Origin of the sequence: Glaciecola sp. 33A (assembly GCF_002836745.1) — a bacterium.
Classification (GTDB): Bacteria; Pseudomonadota; Gammaproteobacteria; order Enterobacterales; family Alteromonadaceae; genus Glaciecola.
In genome coordinates this window covers 66,655-83,142 of sequence record NZ_PJAR01000037.1, presented here as the reverse complement: position 1 = coordinate 83,142, position 16,488 = coordinate 66,655, and the positions used below count along the sequence as shown (strand labels likewise).

General features: G+C 40.9%; 16 protein-coding genes. 9 read left to right on the top strand and 7 right to left on the bottom strand.

Annotation, left to right across the window (positions count from 1 at the left end; genetic code table 11):
• The first annotated feature begins 70 nt into the window (after positions 1 to 70).
• The gene (locus tag CXF81_RS08415) at positions 71 to 1,396 is read left to right on the top strand and encodes an NAD(P)/FAD-dependent oxidoreductase (protein WP_101180923.1); all 1,326 of its coding nucleotides are present in this window, start codon (positions 71 to 73) and stop codon (positions 1,394 to 1,396) included.
• Positions 1,397 to 1,438: 42 nt separating this feature from the next.
• Positions 1,439 to 2,110: a nitroreductase gene (locus CXF81_RS08410; protein ID WP_101180922.1), complete on the top strand. Its 672-nt coding sequence runs from the start codon at positions 1,439 to 1,441 to the stop codon at positions 2,108 to 2,110.
• Between the two features lie 84 nt (positions 2,111 to 2,194).
• Here CXF81_RS08410 and CXF81_RS19850 read toward each other — a convergent pair whose 3' ends face one another.
• The 5 genes from CXF81_RS19850 to CXF81_RS08390 all read right to left on the bottom strand — a co-directional run bounded on the left by CXF81_RS19850 (position 2,195) and on the right by CXF81_RS08390 (position 7,738).
• Positions 2,195 to 2,422: a hypothetical protein gene (locus CXF81_RS19850; RefSeq protein ID WP_157825529.1), complete on the bottom strand. Its 228-nt coding sequence runs from the start codon at positions 2,420 to 2,422 to the stop codon at positions 2,195 to 2,197.
• A gap of 14 nt (positions 2,423 to 2,436) precedes the next feature.
• Positions 2,437 to 2,802 (bottom strand): hypothetical protein, encoded by a 366-nt coding sequence (locus tag CXF81_RS08405; protein ID WP_101180921.1) that lies wholly within the window; start codon positions 2,800 to 2,802, stop codon positions 2,437 to 2,439.
• Positions 2,803 to 2,811: 9 nt separating this feature from the next.
• Entirely contained in the window at positions 2,812 to 3,060 is a 249-nt protein-coding gene (locus tag CXF81_RS19845; protein ID WP_157825528.1) for a hypothetical protein, read from the bottom strand.
• A 372-nt stretch (positions 3,061 to 3,432) separates the two neighbouring features.
• On the bottom strand, positions 3,433 to 6,519 hold the full coding sequence (locus CXF81_RS08395; RefSeq protein ID WP_101180920.1) for an efflux RND transporter permease subunit: 3,087 nt from the start codon (positions 6,517 to 6,519) through the stop codon (positions 3,433 to 3,435).
• Between the two features lie 94 nt (positions 6,520 to 6,613).
• Positions 6,614 to 7,738: an efflux RND transporter periplasmic adaptor subunit gene (locus CXF81_RS08390; RefSeq protein WP_101180919.1), complete on the bottom strand. Its 1,125-nt coding sequence runs from the start codon at positions 7,736 to 7,738 to the stop codon at positions 6,614 to 6,616.
• A 179-nt stretch (positions 7,739 to 7,917) separates the two neighbouring features.
• On the opposite strand from CXF81_RS08390, the gene CXF81_RS08385 reads away from it, so the two are divergent.
• On the top strand, positions 7,918 to 8,532 hold the full coding sequence (locus CXF81_RS08385; RefSeq protein ID WP_101180918.1) for a TetR family transcriptional regulator: 615 nt from the start codon (positions 7,918 to 7,920) through the stop codon (positions 8,530 to 8,532).
• A 121-nt stretch (positions 8,533 to 8,653) separates the two neighbouring features.
• Here the strand turns inward: CXF81_RS08385 and CXF81_RS08380 are convergent, their stop codons facing one another.
• Complete coding sequence (locus CXF81_RS08380; protein ID WP_232771852.1) at positions 8,654 to 9,148, bottom strand: MarR family winged helix-turn-helix transcriptional regulator; 495 nt, start codon at positions 9,146 to 9,148, stop codon at positions 8,654 to 8,656.
• An 81-nt stretch (positions 9,149 to 9,229) separates the two neighbouring features.
• Complete coding sequence (locus CXF81_RS20060) at positions 9,230 to 9,403, bottom strand: hypothetical protein (RefSeq protein ID WP_198556355.1); 174 nt, start codon at positions 9,401 to 9,403, stop codon at positions 9,230 to 9,232.
• A gap of 343 nt (positions 9,404 to 9,746) precedes the next feature.
• Between CXF81_RS20060 and CXF81_RS08375 the strand changes: the two genes are divergently transcribed.
• The 6 genes from CXF81_RS08375 (at position 9,747) to CXF81_RS08350 (ending at position 16,474) form a co-directional block, all read left to right on the top strand.
• Positions 9,747 to 10,034: a hypothetical protein gene (locus tag CXF81_RS08375; protein ID WP_101180917.1), complete on the top strand. Its 288-nt coding sequence runs from the start codon at positions 9,747 to 9,749 to the stop codon at positions 10,032 to 10,034.
• 98 nt (positions 10,035 to 10,132) lie between these two features.
• Complete coding sequence (locus CXF81_RS08370) at positions 10,133 to 10,693, top strand: CBS domain-containing protein (RefSeq protein ID WP_101180916.1); 561 nt, start codon at positions 10,133 to 10,135, stop codon at positions 10,691 to 10,693.
• A gap of 9 nt (positions 10,694 to 10,702) precedes the next feature.
• A complete protein-coding gene (locus tag CXF81_RS08365) occupies positions 10,703 to 11,494 on the top strand; it encodes a hypothetical protein (protein ID WP_232771850.1) in 792 nt (263 codons plus the stop codon).
• A 251-nt stretch (positions 11,495 to 11,745) separates the two neighbouring features.
• Positions 11,746 to 14,280, top strand: coding sequence for an RND family transporter (locus CXF81_RS08360; RefSeq protein WP_101180915.1), 2,535 nt, complete (start codon positions 11,746 to 11,748; stop codon positions 14,278 to 14,280).
• Positions 14,281 to 14,295: 15 nt separating this feature from the next.
• Positions 14,296 to 15,171 (top strand): outer membrane lipoprotein-sorting protein, encoded by an 876-nt coding sequence (locus CXF81_RS08355; RefSeq protein ID WP_198556354.1) that lies wholly within the window; start codon positions 14,296 to 14,298, stop codon positions 15,169 to 15,171.
• Position 15,172: 1 nt separating this feature from the next.
• Positions 15,173 to 16,474 carry a hypothetical protein gene (locus CXF81_RS08350; RefSeq protein WP_101180914.1) on the top strand — a complete coding sequence of 434 codons (1,302 nt, stop codon included), beginning with the start codon at positions 15,173 to 15,175 and terminating at the stop codon, positions 16,472 to 16,474.
• Positions 16,475 to 16,488 lie beyond the last annotated feature (14 nt).

Here is a 16,488-nt window from a genome sequence, read left to right as displayed (position 1 = left end):
TTTACTAAGCAAAACCAACATCGACTTTATACAAACACTGACAATTAACTAATATAAGATGACTCAATAAATGATAACACTGGAAACCCAAAATTCAGCCCACAATAGCCAAAAAAACATCATTATTGTGGGTGGTGGAGCGGGCGGTTTAGAACTCGCTGTAAAACTTGGACGACGTTACAAAAACAAAGCGCGCAAAGTCATTTTAGTAGATAAAAATCGAACACATATCTGGAAGCCCCTATTGCATGAGGTTGCGGCAGGGTCCCTCGATCCTGACATAGATGGGGTTGATTATCTGTCGGTAGGTAATAAAAATGGTTTTATTTTTCATTTAGGTAGTTTGGTCGAGCTTGACCGAAAAACTAAAAAAATCACTTTGGCTCCGTTGTTAGACGATGACGGCAATGTGATACTCGATTCACGAGAATTAGAATACGTAAAGTTGGTTTTTGCGATTGGCTCAGTGACCAATGATTTTGGCACAGGGGGTGCTAAAGAACATTGTATATTTTTAGATTCACCTGCAAGTGCTCAAAAATTTCATATTAAGTTACTTAATGAATTTTTAAAATTACAATCTGACGACAACAATCACAGCTTAGAAATTGCTATTGTTGGAGCCGGAGCGACCGGCGTTGAGTTGGCCGCTGAGCTTTATAAAACCTCTGAACTACTCAAGTCATATGGTTATAATCACTTGTCGAGCAAGCGACTCAAAGTCACCTTAGTCGAGGCTGGTCCTCGACTATTGCCGGCACTTCCTGAAAGAATTGCTAAAATTACCAAACGGGAGTTAGAGAAATTAGGGGTTGAAATATTGCTCGATACAGCAGTGTCTGCAGTAGAAAAAACAGGCCTACATACAAAAGACGGTCGATTTATTAGCAGCCGCATGTCGGTATGGGCAGCAGGCATAAAAGGGCCAGATTTTTTAGCCAACATAGGCGGCCTAGAAACTAATCGAATTAATCAAATTGTGGTCACGCCGCAATTAGTCAGTGTCACGGATGAGAATATCTATGCCTTGGGCGATTGTGCTCATTGCTTAATGCAGGATGGCTCTAAAGTGCCTCCACGCGCGCAGTCTGCCCATCAAATGGCCAGTCATGTATTCAACAATATTAAACTACTTGATGAAAACAAACCGCAAACCGATTACAAATATGTAGACTACGGTTCCTTAGTTTCATTATCGACCTATTCAACGGTTGGGAGTCTTATGGGTAATCTAACCAGCGGCACCATGTTTATTGAAGGGCGCTTAGCACGTATTGTTTACGTCAGCCTGTACCGAATGCATCAAGTGGTTATTTATGGTAAATTAAAAACGCTGTTATTCATGTTCGTCAGTCGAATTAACAATAGATTACGACCCAACTTAAAATTACATTGATAGTAAGTATCGTGACGTCACCCTAAAAGTATTAAGGATCTTATGAATTTTGCAGAATTCGCTGCGTCTCGAAAAAGTGTTCGTGGTTTTAACAAAAAATCAGTTTCCAAAGAAACGGTTGACGCAATTATAAATGCAGCCAAATGGGCACCTTCTTCCTACAACACACAAACTTGGCGAGTGCATGCGGTGACTGGCGATGTCTTGGATAAGATCCGCGAGGGTAATACGCAAGATACAATAGCTGGAAAGCCCCATGTCCGTGACTTTCCGTACAAGGAAGATTACGTCGGTGTGCATAGGCAACGCCAGATTGATGTAGCGGTGCAACTATTCGAAGTCATGGGCATAAAGCGAGAAGATAAAGAAAAGCGTATGGATTGGATGATGAGAGGTTTTCGTCAGTTTGATGCCCCCGTATCACTTGTGTTGACCTATGATAAATCCTTGGAGCCTGCTGGTATTACGCAGTTTGGTTTGGGCTCATTAGCTTACGGTATTGTCCTAGCTGCCTGGGATCTTGGATTGGGGTGTGTCATTAATGGCCAGGGTATTATGCAATCAGACGTGGTTCATAAATACGCACAAATACCAGATACCGAAGCTATTATGATTTGTATTGCTCTAGGATATCCGGACGAAAATTTTGCTGCCAATCAAGTGCGCTCAGTACGAGTAGATAATAAAGAATTTGTGAGTTATCACGGTTTCTAAACTGGTCACTGGAGGTTAGCCAAAAACCGTCTCGTGATCAGTCGATAAGTTTGCCTACTTCAGACACCCTTTCATTTAAGTAGCTTAATTAAGGATGAGTGTTGCTGGCATTACAGCCAACTTCACAATACAAACGTCACCGCCCAGAAAATACCTCGCTTTACCAACTAGCTGAGCGCGAGTTTGATGTTTTTGTGCGGAGCGTATGTAGCGACTGTAAACATGAAAACTCGTTGCATTTACCTGTAAACGCTGTGGTTTTCGCCCTAAACTCGGATCACCGCCTCCAAGCGGGATGATGGCTTGGTGCACAATGCGGCTAACAGCTATGTCTCAATCTGCCGCGCGCGGCGCACTGCAATGAAGCTCTTAATGTAGACAAACAGTGCGAACAGACTGACGGCCATCATCACTCCCACTCGAAATACGGCAACCATATCGTCCCGTCCAATAGAGCCTATTAGTGGCATGATTAGCGCTATGGTAATCAGTAGGGTTAACCCCGCAACCGCGTGAGCAACAATTTTGTTTTCCTTTTTAAAAAACGGAACCAACAATGCGAGAACGACGCCAAAAATCACTGGGATCAATATCGTCGTAGAGCGCGACTCTGCTGCCACATTTAGATACGCCCAAAGGCCGAATACCACCAAAACGGCGGAGTTAAAAATAGTTGCTTGATATGGTTTCATTTATTTCTCTCAGTTTCTCAGTGAATGACACAGAGCGTTCTCCAACTCCAAGTGCAGCACTCGGATTGGTAAACGCCTGATGGTAAGATAATCCAAACAATGTAGACTCAACAGAGCCGGATTAGTTCCCTTGAATGTGCATTGATTGAATGCAGTTGTTGCAGAAAGTTGAATCCGTTTATCGAAAAAAATCTGACCTCTATTAAGCTTCCAGTCGTTTGACTCTTGCGCTGCAAATAACAAGTCTTCTTTAGACAAGTCTGCACCTTAAATACACCATTCATCATCGTAAGATATCTTCAAATTACTCACTTTATTTTTAGTATCACTATAATTTATTTAGGACACTGTTTTAAAACCGCTAAACGCCTTATAGCCCAATCATTAAGCCCAAGTGCTTTAGACGAGTCAGATGCAGCTAGTCACTGGGCATGATTATTAACGGTTATATTTGCCCCAATTTCCCTGAGGATGACGAAGGCAGTCTATTGCAGCTGCAAGTGCCTCGGTGAGTTACCGCATTGCCATAGGACCGCAACAAGGACAAAATATATTTACATGACAAACTGGCCAGTCTGTGTGAGTAAACAGCCAAGAGCCCACGATACTCGTTATTGAATAACGCTAAATTTACTTAGTAATTTTTTGTACCATCACAAAAAACATAGGTACAAAAAATATGGCTAAGAAAGTGGCTGCAAACATCCCGCCTATTACCGCAATACCAATTGCATTTTGAGATGCTGCGCCCGCACCATTTGATATAGCCAACGGTGTTACCCCTAATATAAAGGCCATGGATGTCATAATGATAGGACGAAAACGCTGTTTAGCAGCAGTAGAAACCGCGGTCATGACATCAACTCCATTTTCAACTTGGTCCTTCGCAAATTCAACAATCAAAATGGCATTCTTAGCAGCTAAGCCAACGGTGGTTAAGAACGCAACTTGCAGATAAATGTCATTTGGTAGATCAAAAACAAAGGCTGCTACAACGGCGCCTAATATACCTAAAGGCACAACTAACAGGACTGAAATTGGTACCGACCAGCTCTCATATAATGCTGCTAAGCATAAAAATACGATAAGAAGGGAAATAAGATACAGCTGCGCTGACTGTGAGCCCGCGGCTTTTTCTTCATACGATAATCCAGACCAGGCAACACCAAAATTGCCAGGTAACTGAGCTACCATATTTTCCATTTCAGTAATCGCTTCACCTGATGATACTCCTTGGGCCGGATTACCTTGAATATTTACCGAGGCAATGCCGTTGAAACGTTCTAATTTTGGTGAACCATAGGTCCACTGCGTAGTAGCAAAAGCGCTGAATGCGACCATTTCACCGCTGTTATTTCGTACGTACCACTTTCCTAAGTCTTCAGGTACCATCCGGTGTGGGGCATCGGCTTGCATATATACCCGTTTAATACGGCCATTATCAATAAAGTCATTAACGTAACTCGAGCCCCAAGCAATTTGTAATGTGCTATTAATTTCGTTGAGAGGAATACCAAGCGCCGAGGCTTTTTCGCTATCAATGTCAATTTTGAATTGCGCAACATCGGCTAAGCCATTAGGGCGAACTCCAGCAAGCTTAGGATTTTGTGCTGCCATGCCAAGTAATTGGTTTCGCGCATTCATCAGCGCTTGGTGGCCATCCCCAGTTCTATCCACCAGTTGCATATCAAACCCTGTCGCATTTCCAAGTTCTTGTATAGGTGGCGGTAGAATAGGAAACGCAGTAGCGTCTTGAATTTGAGAAAATGCGCCGTAAGCTTGGTTAACAATGGCAAATGCACTGTCTGACTCATCTCTTTTGTCCCAATCAATCAAATGTACAAAACCCATGGCGGCATTTTGCGCTTGCCCGGCAAAGCTATATCCAACCACGGTAAATAAGTCAGATGTGACCTCACCGTGAGTGTCTAAAAAGAAATCTTCAGCTTGTTTAACTGACTCTAAGGTACGCTGTGCAGTTGAACCCGGTGGCGTGCTCAGTAGCATTAAAATACTACCTTGGTCTTCGTTGGGTAAAAAAGAAGTAGGTAAGCGTAAAAAGATAATGACCATGACTCCAACGAGTGCGCCATAAACCACTAGGTAACGTTTAACTCGCTTTGCAATATGAGTAGTTGCGCGTTCATAACCATCTCTACCTTTGTTAAAGTTGCGATTGAACCAGCCGAAGAAACCTTTGTTTTTGTCTCTTTTAGGATCGTGTGGTTTCAATAATGTGGCGCATAAAGAGGGAGATAAAATAATCGCAACTAACACCGAAAATCCCATGGCCGATACAATAGTTATGGAAAACTGGCGATATATAGCGCCAGCAGTGCCACTAAAGAACGCCATAGGAATAAATACGGTAGACAAGACCGCGGCTATACCGACTAGCGCGCCGGTTATTTGTGTCATTGATTTTTTTGTCGCCTCTTTGGGTGGCAAACCTTCTTCGTCCATAATCCGTTCAACGTTTTCCACTACCACAATAGCGTCATCAACCAGCAAACCTATGGCTAACACCATGGCAAACATAGTTAACACATTTATGCTCAAGCCAAAGGCATACAGCACACCAAAGGTACCAAGTAATACAACAGGTACGGCGATAGTAGGAATAAGAGTAGCTCGCCAGTTTTGTAAGAACAGCAGCATAACTAAGAAAACTAACACAACAGCTTCTATCAGGGTTTGCACCACCGACTTAATCGACAGTTCAATAAAAGGCGATGAGTCAAGCGGATAGACAATTTGAACTCCATCAGGTAATGTCGATTTCAATTCATCTACTCTGGCTTTTACTCGGGCTATGGTATCAAGGGCATTTGCGCCGGTTGCCAAACTAATTGCCATGCCGGAGGCTGGACGGCGCTTATAGCGAACAATAACGTCATATGACTCAGCACCAAGCTCTATTCGAGCGACATCTCGCACTCTCACTTGAGAGCCATCTGTGTTAACTCGAAGTACGATCCTTTCAAAATCCTCAACCGTTTTTAGTCGAGATTGTGCTTGTATAGTCGCGTTGATTTGCTGTCCGTCAATAGCCGGCATACCGCCTAATTGTCCTGCAGACACGTCGGTGTTTTGAACTGTAACCGCATTGCGTACATCAACGGGAGTGAGGTTGAAACTATATAGTTTGGCAGGGTCTAACCAAATACGCATGGAACGTTGTGAGCCAAATACACGCACGTTACCAACGCCGTCTATTCTTGAAATAGGATCGCGGAATTGTGAAACCAACATGTCGCTCAAATCAAACTGGCTTATTTCTTCATTATCAGAGTAAAAACCAACTACCAGGGCAAAGGCCGCATTTGATTTAGTTACCGTAACGCCTTGTTGTTGGACCTGTTGCGGTAACAACGAAATAATCCCTTGTACTTTGTTTTGAGTTTGCACTTGTGCGATGTCTGGGTCGGTGCCAGGTGCAAAACTCAATGTAATTGTCATTGAATTGTTTGCGCTACTTGCCGAGAAATAGCGTAAATTGTCGATACCCGACAAGCTTTGTTCAATGACCTGAGTCACTGAGTTTTCAACGGTTTCTGCTGATGCACCAGGGTAGGCTGCGGTGATAGATACAGTGGGAGGCGCTACCTTTGGATATTGTTCTATAGGCAGAGATGAGATTGCAAGTACGCCAGTTAGCATGGTGATGATGGCAAGCACCCATGCAAAAACAGGACGATCAATGAAAAAGCCAGCCATAAATTGCTTTCCTAATACGTTTCTAAAATTAAAGTATGGACCAAACTGGAGTAGAGCAACTCCAGAGGCCGTTTTTGTTATCGGTTATCGGTTATTAGTTTGTTGTCCAAGGAACTGCGTTTACGCTAGCGCCTGGTCTGACTTTTTGATAGCCAGTTACGATGAGTTTTTCACCCGAATCCAAATTTTCGGTAACGACATAGTCCGAACCAATAGATTTTATGGGATTTATTTTTTTAGCAATGACTACATTGTTAACATCAACTAAATAGATTATTAGACTACCATCAGGTTGGCGCATCGTGGCGCGTTGAGGCACTAAAACTGCATCTTTTGAACCAATATGCACTCTTGCTGTAACGAATAAACCCGGCAGCAAAATGCTATTTGGATTTGGCATCACTGCGCGCAACGTAATTGCACCTGTGCTTTGATCAATCGTTACTTCTGAAAATTTCAGCTGGCCTTGTTGAGAATATAATTCACTGTTAGTTTCATTGACTAAAATGGATACCGGTAAGGATTCTTGTTGCTGCATTTCACGTCGTAACTCTAAAATAGCAGCGCCAGATTCTTGCATATCGACATAAATAGGATTTAGCTGTGTAATGGTAGCAAGCTGTTGTGATTGATTTCCGGTTACTAAGGCACCTTCCGTTACATATGAACGACTAATTTGGCCGTCTATTGGGGCATACACCTTCGTGTAATCTACATTCACTTTAGCAACGGTTACTTTAGCTTCAGCCACACTAATATTTGCGTTTGCTTGCTCGTTTTGGGCAATGACGTCGTCGAATTCTTGCTGACTGACGGCATTTCTGGAAACTAAGTCCTTGTATCTAGCCGCTTTAGCTTGCATGGTTTTTTGATTCGCAAGGGCACTTTTTACATCCGCATGAGCACTGTTTAATTGTGCACTATATCTAGCATCGTCAATTTGATAAAGCTGCTGACCTTGTGTAACTTGGGCACCTTCTTCGAAGAAGCGCTTAATAATAACGCCGTCAACCTGTGGACGAACCTGCGATTGCTTAAAAGGTGTGACACGGCCCGGTAAATCCATCGAAATATCAACGTTCTGGATTTCTAGTGTGAGAATAGAGACCGTCTGTGCGGGTTTTTGAGTCGGGCCTTGTGGGTCCTTTGTGGTGTCAGAACAACCATAAATTGTGGTTGATAGAAATACCATCATTAAACAAATTCGAAATGTGTGCATATATATATAAACCTTGGAGAGAAAAGGTGATTAGTCTAGACAAGTTCTTGTTAATTGATTATTGTAATATACATACATGGATGTATGTTGTCAATTTATCATACTTTTTTAAGTAATAAATGGCGCAAATAACAACGGATCCCTTCTTTTCATTCAGATGTGTGGAGCAGTTAATAGTCATGAGAAAAACAAAAGAAGAAGCGGATATTACAAAGCAATCAATTTTAGATGCCGCAGTCAAATTATTTAGCGAACATGGCGTTGCAAAAACGTCATTGGAAAAGATTGCCAAAGCTGCGGGTGTGACAAGAGGGGCTGTCTACTGGCACTTCTCTAGCAAGCAAGATATTTTTGAGGCACTTCACGACCAACTGCATTCCCCATTTATACAAATGATCACGGACGGCCTCGAAGCAGTCAGTCCTAATGCAATAGAGCAATTGCAAGAGGTATGTACTGAATTACTTATTGATTTAGAACAAAATAAAATGAAGAAGAAAATTGCGACCTTATTTTTATTGCGCTGCGATTACTCCGACGAGTTTGCGCAAAGTAAGGAACGATATAATGAAAAGAAGAAACAAAAAAACGTCACCTTGTCGCGGTACTTTGACAAAGCAATCAAGCAGGGCGTGCTTCCAGAAAATACCGATTCTATGTTGTTAACGATTGGTATTAGTGCTTATTTACGGGGTATCGCGGTTGAGTATTTAGAAGATCCTGATGCGTTCTCAATGCAAGATAATGCCGCAAAACTCATCGGCATGTATTTTGGAAATCTGCATACAAAGTAGGCATGACTTCTATAATTGATGGGACCGGCGACTTCATTTCTTGCTAATGAAGTTTCTACAGTCAAATCAACTCAATCACCTGTAGGGTCCAAGCTACGTAGTTTTCACTTAATTAGTCTTTTTATCTATTTTTGCTTACGTTATGAGCGAGGTATTTTTCTAATAGAGCGTTAAAAATGAATTGCTCTTCTTGATTAAACACAGAAACTATTTTTTCTTGAGTTTTTACATGTTCTAAAATGACTTCATCAATCAATTTTAAACCTTTCTTAGTAAGCGCCACATTGACGCTGCGTTTGTCGTGTTTTTTAGTTTTTCTTTTTACTAAGTCTTTCTTTTCTAACTTATCTATTCTGGTCGTCATGGTGCCAGAGGTAATATGCATTTGCTCAATTAACTCACTTGGGGACAACGAATGGGGTGGGCCAGCACGAAGCAGTGTTGCCAAAACGTCAAAGCTAGCATCGGTCAGCTTGTAATGCTCAAAGTGAGTGCAAAGTTCGCCGTTAATTTCTTTCGTTGTTTGCTGTAAACGGGCGATGAGAGCCATGGGTTTTGTGTTCAAATCAGGCATTTGTTTTGACCATTGTTGAACTTTGTTCTGAACCGAATCCATGCAGATTGTATCTTCTTATTGTTTTATAAAATTAACATACGGATACTTTATCTTTGCGTCAAGATATAATTCCAGTCAAGGTTATTTCTTGGCAGCTTCTTGTTCGCGACCTTTTTTCTGTTTTTCTTCAAGTTTTTTTAGCTTTATAATATCTGCGCCGAGTATACGTTCAACTGTTTTTCTTCCTAAAATAGCGACGGGAGAATATGGATACTTTCGTTTAAAAAATTTCTTAAATGCTTTTATAATGAACATTATTGTATGTGCCTCCCTTAATTTAAATAACGATTTTTGATAGATATTATTTGCAGCATACTTATAAGTTTTAAATCAAACTATCAAATTATACGACACGTTTTATTTACCTTGATATCAAGATAGTATAAATTTATCTTGATGTCAAAGTATTATTTTAATTTGATTATTAAAGCCTAATTTACCAATAGCTCAATGAAGATGTTACCTTTAGTAGTGTTGAGCAGATTGCGGCTCATAACTTTGCCATTGGTTCTGCAGTGGATATTATAAATTTTAGGCTTTCTCTTGAATAATAATAAAATGCCTACATATTTTAAACAGTAGAAGACGGAATCAACCAATGTTAAAGATATTTCTGATTTTAGTGTCCATATTTGCCGCAAGCGCCGCTTTCGCAAGCGACGACATCGCGCAATTTGACAAAAACACGTCAGTTTTTTCTTGCAGCGCCGATTCTGAAACTGTCGGTATTGAAGACATCGATGATGTCGAAATGGATATGGTTCCACTTCTTTATTGCCTAGCCACAGTCCGTTTTGTAAACATAAATGCCCGCTTAAGTGGTGTGTTTATTATATTATCAAGCAGCGCTTTATTCCCGATCCGAGCCCCTCCATTTCATTATTAGTAACACTCAGATTCAAAAATTAATGAATATTTTACGATGTCTAAAACTTGCTATTAGTCGTTTTAGCACCTATATGATAATAAAAAGGAATGGTTTTTATGAAAAATTTAACACTATATAATACTGAATCTATTGATGAATTAGTTTGGCCGGACGAGAATATATCGATTTCAAAAAACACGCCAGCGCTAAGTATTCTAACCGATTTCCACCATAATTTGCCTAGAGTCATCGGTACTAATGTTAAGGCCATAGATGTAGAGGCAATGATGAAACGCGCTCACGTTAGAATGAAGCTAGTGGTAGATGATAATAATAAGTTTGTTGGCTTGATTGGATTACAGGACCTATCCGAAGAAAACGTCCTTAAAAAAGTAAATAAAAATACGCATCGGGATGAACTCTTGGTTAGCGACTTTATGCACCCGAGAGAGAGTCTGAAGTGCTTTGATTACGAAGAGCTTACCAACGCTTCAGTTAGCGATGTATTAGAAACACAGAGAAATAACCATCAACAACATTGTCTAGTCATCGACCGTGAAAGACACCAAATTAGAGGTCTTATTTCGGCGCGCGACGTGGCACGTTTAATTAATCGTTCATTTGATATTGAAAAACACCTTTCATTTGAAGCGTTATTCAAAGAATTAGAAATTTAGGAGTGGTTTATGATAAAAACCGTGTTGAAAATTGTATGTTCCCTTGGTGCTTTTACCTTGTTATCACTGAATGTGTTTGCTGAGCAAAACAATACCTTATTTTTAGGTAAATTAGATTTACGAGCAAAAGCGCCAATTAAAGAACTAAATCAAATTTCAACTGATTTAGCAATTGCAGATAACCCTCATTTCTTTGATAGGAATCATCTTTACTATACGCAGGTTTTAGGTATCTCAAATAAACAGGAAGCAGATGTGTTTGTCTGGGACTTATCAAAAAATAGTATGCGTGGTATTGCGCGTTTAAGTAAAAATCAACTTGCCGCTGCGTCGGCACCAAAGGATTTTGGCTTTTTGCTGGTAAGAGAAAAGGATAACGATCAGATTGAATTGCGAGCTATCAATGTTAACGGAAATCCGGAAACATATTTAGCACAAAATGGAGAGGGAGTGCCTACATCGATAAATACTCATCAATTTGAAAAATCTAACTGGTATCTTTATGCTCAAAATCAACAGCAGAATGAGTTGAAAGCCTATAACACTAAAAGTAAGAAAACGATTGTTGTCAGTGAACTACCACAAGGGAGTGAGTATTTTTCAGTAAGTGCAACAGGACACCTGATCGCTAGCGATGGCAGTAAACTTTACCAACGACAGATCATAGCCAAAGGTGAATATCTTCAGGCAGAAGGTGACTGGAGTCCAATGATTATTGAGTCTGAGTTCTGCCAATCGGGTATTACTAAAACCGCGATTTCACCCTATGGTGAGACGATTGCGTTAATATGCTCAAATTAAGGTGTTCTAAAAAAGACCATCGCCAAGTCACTTGCGGGCGAGTCCCGCGCTAGTGAGCGATTTCATCGGTAATGCATAACTATCGAATAGTAACAACACGGTTTAATGCGTAAACATGGTTAAATGTCTCAATTTTATATATATATCAGTATGTTAAAGTGCTTCTATTGACTTTTTAGGCGTGTTGACGCGCATTTTGGTGCGTATTTTGCGTTACACTCTACGGATGCTAGTAAAATTTTAATAAAAAAATGAAAAACATAACTAAAAATTTGGTCCATTTTTGTACGCAAAAGCCTAAAGTTGTTTATACAATATTGGTGGTTTTAGCATTACTTTTTACGGCGCAAATACCGCGTATAAAAATTGATACTGACCCAGAGAATATGCTCGATGCAGAGCATCCAGCACGTTTGTTTCACAACGAGGTAAAAACCCGTTTTGCGATGCATGATTCGATTGTCGTTGGAGTGGTTGATACCAGCACCGAAAATGGCGTATTTACGCCATCATCACTCACTGACATATATGACATTACGCAGTCAATACTGTCAATTGAAGGTGTTATTTCAGCTGACCTAATGTCAATATCAACTGTCGACAATATTAGCCAATCCGAGTCAGGCACAATTCGCTTTGAATGGATGATGGACAAACCGCCTTCAACCCTCGATGAAGGCGCAAAAATTCGAGAACATCTAGCTAGACTGCCATTGCTGCAAGACACACTGGTATCTCAAAACGGCAAAGCAGCAGCCATTTATGTCCCGATTAAAGACAAAAATGAAAGCTACAAAATAGCTGAGCAAATTAGACAAAATATTAGCAAATTAAATGGCAATGCCGACTGGTATATCACCGGTTTACCTGTTGCTGAGGACCAGTTTGGTGTTGAGATGTTTATTCAAATGGGTATTTCTGCACCACTAGCCGGATTAACGATTTTCATACTGCTGTTTTTCTTTTTTAGAAATATTCCGCTCATTATAGCGCCGATGATTGTGGCAATGGCAACCGTGGTGATCACGATGGGTGCGCTCATAGGTATGGGCTATACCGTGCATATTATGTCCTCAATGATTGCGATTTTCTTGATGCCTATTGCGGTAGTCGACTCAGTGCATATTCTTTCTGAATTTAGTGACCGATATAAACCAGGGGCAGATCTGAATGAAACAATTGAAGAGGTCGTTGAGCATCTGTTTACACCAATGCTGTATACCTCAATTACATCATCTGTGGGTTTCTACTCGCTCATGCTAACACCAATACCACCAGTACAAATATTCGGAGGTTTTGTTGGAACGGGGATATTACTCGCGTTTTTAATCACGATCACCTTCATGCCATCCTACTTATCACGAATGAACAATGCGTCATTACAAAAGTTACAATTAGTTATGCATTCCCAGCAAGGCGGCAGTCGAATAGCTAAAATAGCTAAATTTCTAGGTGGTTTTGCACTCAAATTTAAAACCTCGCTAGTCCTAAGTTTTGCTGTTGTGTTCACTATTTCAGTATGGGGAATAACGCAAATTGAAATTAACGATAATCCGGTGCGTTGGTTCAAAAAAGGCCATGAAATTCGTATTGCTGATAAAGTGTTGAATGAAAACTTTGCTGGAACCTATGATGCTTATGTCGTTCTTAGTTCGGGCAATTCCTTACTGTCGCTTGACGAGTTACTCGCTAAAGACAAGCCTACCAGTCTAGCAAGTTGGGCAGCGGATCAGGTCACTCAATTGTCTGGACAACCTCTTAGTGAGCAGTATCAGCAATTGTTAATTAATATTGATGACAAGTTATTTTCACACGCATCTGATACGCAAGCGAGCTATCTCAATACGACATTACAGAACGCGGAGTCAGCATTAAGCCAATCTAAGGCATTTCAGTCTCCAGAGTTACTCGCGTATGTCGAATCATTACAAGACTATTTAAAAGCATCGGGATTAGTCGGAAAATCAAATTCACTTGCCGATGTCGCTAAAGTGGTTAATAGAGAATTAAGATCGGGTGAGCAAAAGGATTATGTACTGCCTAATTCGCCGCAGGCGGTCGCGCAAACGTTACTGCAGTATCAGTCATCACATCGTCCCAATGATTTGTGGCATTTTGTGACGCCAGATTATCAAGAAACGCTAATTTGGCTGCAAATGACTTCAGGTGACAATCAGGATATGAGCAGCGTTATTGCCTTAGTTGACAAGTTTATAAGTCAGCAACCGTTGCCACAAAACATTCAACTACGTTGGGCCGGTAAAGCGTATTTGAACGTTGTTTGGCAGGACAACATGGTCGCAGGCATGCTCGATAGCCTTATCGGTGCCTTTGTCATTGTGTTTATCATGATGGTGTTACTGTTTCGCTCAGTTGTATTTGGCGTATTAGCGATGCTGCCACTAACTATCACAATCACTTTTATTTACGGTCTAATTGGCATTATTGGCAAAGATTATGACATGCCGATAGCGGTATTGTCCGCACTGACGTTAGGCTTATCGGTTGACTTTGCCATCCACTTCTTAGAAAGGGCACGTGAAGTATTTAAACGAACCAATGATATTAAACAAACCTTTGACTTGATGTTCGACGAACCGGCAACCGCCATTACCCGTAATGCCTTGGTAATCGCATTCGGCTTTACGCCTTTGTTGTTTGCACCGCTTGTTCCGTACATAACTGTAGGAATATTTTTAGCCAGCATTATGGCGATTTCTGCCTTAGTGACCCTGTTAATTTTGCCTGCGGTGATGACCATGGGCAAACGTATTGTCTTTAAATAAATAAGGAAAACGAAGATGCTAAAGAAAATATTGAACGTGATTACCTTGAGTTTACTGCTATCTATAGCAGCGCTTTCTATAGCAGCGCCTTCGATAGCAGCTCCCTTAATAGCAGTAACTCTAACAGCCGCGCCATTGCCTGGTATGAGTGCAGACTTGAGCTCTGTTGATGTAGCAAGCATTGTAAAAAATGCTGAAAAAGCCGCTTATTACAGCGGTAATGACGGTCGCTCTGATGCTAGAATGATGATTGTTGATGCTCAAGACAGAAAGCAAATGCGCCAATTCACTATTTTGCGTCGCGATATTGAAGACAATGGTGACCAGCAAATGATGGTCTTCTTTTCAAGGCCCGCTGATGTTAAAGACACGGTATTTAGAGTTGAAAAACACGTTGATCTGACGGTTGAAGACGACCGCTGGTTGTACCTGCCTGCACTTGATTTAGTTAAACGTATTTCTTCAGGTGACAGGCGTACGTCTTTTGTCGGTTCGCACTTTTTTTATGAAGATGTGTCAGGTCGCGCTATTTCAGAGGATAACTTTGAGTTACAACAAGAAACGGATGTTGCATATCTATTAAAAGCAACTCCTAAAGCGCCTGATACTGTTGAATTTGCACATTATGTTGTGACCATTGACAAAAAGACCAACCTGCCAATATTGATTAATTTTTTCAACGCTGACAACACAAACTATCGTCGCGTAGAAGCGCTAAAGATTGAGGAGACACAAGGTTTTCCAACCGTTGTTCGCTCAAAAGTAAGTGACCTTGAAAGTGGCGCTTATACTTTAATGGAGTTTCGTAATATTAGCTTTGACCTAGGCTTAGGCGATGACGTGTTTAGCGAGCGCAGTTTGCGAAATCCGCCGCGTGAATGGTTAAATTAAGATGAACTTTATTTTACCGACACTGACACTTTGTTTGGGATTATCGGGCTCGGTGTTAGCTCAAGAAGAGCCGTGGGATTTGGGAGAGTGGGGGATGGAAGAAACTCCCTCTCATGGCTTTTCTGGCTTTATGGAGCTAGCGTTGGGTGCCCGTTTGTCATCTGATCCGGTTATTAATACGGAAAAAACATTGGCTGATCTAAGAGCACAATTGCAATGGGATAAAGACTTTGACGCTTCGGGGATCAAATTTACAGCCGATTTTTATTATGACGGTGTGCTTGATCAAACAAAACTCCAAGTTAGGGAATTGGTTTGGCAGGGCGGCTTGAATGCATTAGTCGACTTAGGTGATTGGGGTAAGAAACTAGATGTCAAAGTTGGCCTGCAGATACTCACTTGGGGTACAGGTGATTACGTATTCTTAAATGACTTATTCCCAAAAGATTTTCAGTCTTTTTTTGCTGGACGAGACGATGACTATTTGAAAGCGCCATCGTTTTCAGCAAAAGTATCTGGTTTTTTCGATTGGGCCAATGTTGATCTTGTGATCACACCAAAATTTACCCCTGATAATTATATTAATGGTGACTACTTTTCGTTTTTTTCTCCTCTTGCAGGAGCTAATATAGCGCCTGGCTTTGATGTCTCATCACCTAACAAACCCAGCTCGCCAACGTATGCGATGCGTATTTATAAAACCATAGGTTCAACCGAATATGCCGCCTATGCTTATACTGGAGCGCATAAATCGCCCGCTAGTTTCACTGAATTTGACGAGCCCTATTTTTCGACGTTGAGAGTGTACGGTGCTAGCGCAATAACGCCCTTTGCCAAGGGCTTATTAAATATAGAAATTGCCTATTACGATTCGACCGAGGACGAACAAGGTAACGAGCCTCTAGTGCCTAATAGTCAAATGCGTTGGTTGCTGGGTTATGAGCAGGAATTAGTCAAAAATTTAACGGCAAGTGCACAACTATATGTGGAGCATACAAATGATTTTGATGCCCTAAAAGCAAATTCTCTGGCTCCTGAGTTCGATCCAAATCGAAGTCGCGTTTTGTTTACTCAACGTTTTATGTATCGGGTTATGCAACAAACATTGACATTAAACGCGTTTAACTTTTATTCCACTAGTGATGAAGATGGTTATTTAAAATTAAGTGCTGATTACAGCCCCGTTGATCAGTGGCAGTTATCAGGCGGATTTAATTTATTTTACGGCAAACAACGGTTTAGCTTCTTTAAGCAATTTGAAGATGCAAGCAACGCATTCATGCGCTTTAAATATTATTATTAACAGCGCTTTATTTT